The following is a 2,470-nucleotide window of genomic DNA, read 5'->3' on the forward strand; positions in this document are numbered from 1 at the left end:
ACAAGACCGTGCTGCGCAACCCCAAGATCTGGTCCACCGGCATCGCCATCGGGTTCCAGAACACCGCCCGCTACGGCCTGCTGATCTGGGTCCCGGTCTACTTCCTCGGCGAGAACTGGAAGAAGGGCGGCGGCGGCATCAACCCGCTGTGGATCTCGGTCGCGCTGCCCGTCGGCATGGCGGTCGGCGCACTCACCAACGGCCAGATCTCCGACCGGCTCTTCGGAGCCCGCCGGGACCGCCCCATCATCCTCTTCATGGTCATGGGCGCTGCCGCCTCCATGACCATGTACCTCGCGCCGCTGAACGTCACGACCGGCATCGTGGTCCTCTTCCTCACCGGCTTCTTCGTCTACGGCCCGCAGTCCTCGTTCTGGGCGCTCTGCCCCGACATCGCGGGCAAGCGGATGGCCGGCACCGCCACCGGCGCCGTCAACTGCTTCGCCTACCTCTTCGCCGGAACCGCCGAGCCCTTCATCGGCGGCCTGATGGACAGCACCGGCAGCACCGACCTCATCTTCTTCTTCGTGGCCGGGTGCTGCGTGTGCAGCGCGCTCGTCGCCCTCACGATCCGACGCTAGTGTCCTGCGCCGGAGGTCCGTCGGCAGAATCGGGCGAGGGAGTCGAGGATCTCGTCAGCGGTCTTGGTCCAGGTCAACGGCGTGGGGTCCTCGTTCCGGCGCTTGACCCACGTGCGGATCGCCGGGGTCTTGTGGTTCTGTGGTTGTCGCAGATCAGGTGAATGTCGAGCCCCGCGGGAACCTCCTGGTCGATCTTGACGAGGAACCTCCTGAACTCTGCCGGTACCGAAGAGACGACCCGGCTCCGGCTCCCCGCCCCGGCGGCCGCCACCAGCTGCTGGTCTGCCGCGAAGTCGTTCGACCTCCGCGCTGAAGGCCAGTTCCGTACGCTCTGTCGCTGGGTGACGGGGTACCAGCCGGTGCTGGTGCGGCCTTCGGGGCAGGTGGTGACCTGGCGGGTGTTCCAGTCGACGCGGAGCGCGGCCCGCAGGAACTCTGGAGCTGCCGTGGCTCGTGCGGCGGAACCACTGAGCCCAAGAGCTTGGTAAGGACTCTTGACAGTCGGGTGGTCCAGACCACCAGTATTGGTCCAGGCCAGAGTGCTTCAGGTCGCCGAAGTCCCCACCTTCGAAGGGAGCGCGGTCCATGGCCGGACCCGTTCGCGCACCACTCCGAGCCCTGCTCGCCGGAGCCGTCACGGCCGCCGCCATCGCCGGCGTGGCGCTCACCGGCACCGGCACCGGCACCGCCCGTGCGGCGGGCACCCCACTGCCCGCCCAGGTCTTCGCCCCGTACGTCGAGGCCCGGGCCGGCGACAGCCTGTCCAAGCTCGCCTCGCAGCCGGGTGACAAGTACCCGACGACGGCCTTCCTCCAAGCCGCCGCCACCGCCTCCTCCCCGTCGCCCTCCGCGTCGAGTGTCCAGGTGCCCGCCATCCAGGTGCAGGTCAGCCCGTCCTCGGGCACGGTGACCGCCGGCTCGTCGACCACCGCGACCGTGAGCACGGCCATCATCAACAACGGCTCGAACACGTCCATCGCGATGACGGTCAGCGGCGTCCCTGAGGGGGTCACCGCCTCGGTCAGCCCGTCCTCGGTCAACGGGAGCTCCAGCGCCGCCCTGTCGGTGTCGACCGTGTCCACCGTCGTCCCCGGCACCTACACGCTGACGGTCAAGGGCACGCTGACCGGCACCTCGGCCACGTCCTCCGCGACCTACACGCTCACCGTGACCGGCACCGCCCCGGCGTGCTCCACCGCCTCCTGGGTCGGCGCACAGGTCTACATCGGTGGCAACACCGTCTCGTGGACGGGCCACCGGTGGAGCGCCAAGTGGTGGACGCTGGGCGAGGAGCCCGGCACCACCGGTCAGTGGGGCGTCTGGCAGGACCTCGGTACCTGCTGATCCGCACGCGTCGCCGGGCCGGGCCCCGGAACCGGGGCCCGGCCCGGCGACGCGTGCGGACTCTGTTGCTCATTTCGCTGAGGGGTGTTGGTCGGGTTCGGGACGATCACTCTGTGGGCTGCCTGGCTGTGGTGCGGCCCGGGAGGGTGGTGCGGAGTGTCGATGCGGCCGCAGGGGGCTGCCGGAGACTCCGGCGATGGCGACGGCGGTCGCCCAGGGTACGGCGGCGCAGCGGGCGAGCAGCACCAGTACGCCGGCCAGCGGTGCGAACGCGGGTGTTTACCCCCGGTGACCTGCGACGACACTGCGGAGTGACTCCACCTGCTGACCCACGGCGGCCTCGCCAAGGGCACCGTCACCGAGGTGACCGACGCGGGCCTGCTCCTGGCCCTCGCCGCCGGACCCTAAGAAGTCATCTCATTTGGAGAGTCGGCGGTGGCAGATGAGGGCGGCTGCGATGCTGGCGAAGGCTGCAAAGTGGTCGGCCTTGCGTTCGTAGCGGCGGTGGAGTCGGCGGAAGCCGCCGAGCCAGGCGACGGTGCGCT

General features: G+C 70.0%; 2 protein-coding genes and 1 pseudogene. 2 read left to right on the forward strand and 1 reads right to left on the reverse strand.

Annotated elements, in window-relative coordinates; all coding sequences use genetic code 11:
- Together PUR56_RS40630 and PUR56_RS40635 are read left to right on the forward strand one after the other, a co-directional pair.
- Nucleotides 1-581: MFS transporter (locus PUR56_RS40630; protein WP_329952665.1), on the forward strand; the 581-nt coding region annotated here is incomplete at its 5' end.
- Between the two features lie 585 nt (nt 582-1,166).
- On the forward strand, nt 1,167-1,925 hold the full coding sequence (locus PUR56_RS40635) for a hypothetical protein (protein ID WP_329952666.1): 759 nt from the start codon (nt 1,167-1,169) through the stop codon (nt 1,923-1,925).
- Nucleotides 1,926-2,342: 417 nt separating this feature from the next.
- On the opposite strand, the pseudogene PUR56_RS40640 reads toward PUR56_RS40635, so the two are convergent.
- A pseudogene (locus tag PUR56_RS40640) lies at nt 2,343-2,470 on the reverse strand (IS5/IS1182 family transposase); the annotation flags it as partial.

This window comes from Streptomyces sp. BE303 (assembly GCF_036290945.1).
Taxonomy (GTDB): domain Bacteria; phylum Actinomycetota; class Actinomycetes; order Streptomycetales; family Streptomycetaceae; genus Kitasatospora.

Excerpts from the sequence above, each read along its gene's own strand:
- PUR56_RS40635 (WP_329952666.1), top strand. The coding sequence starts at position 1,167 with ATGGCCGGACCCGTTCGCGCACCACTCCGAGCCCTGCTCGCCGGAGCC.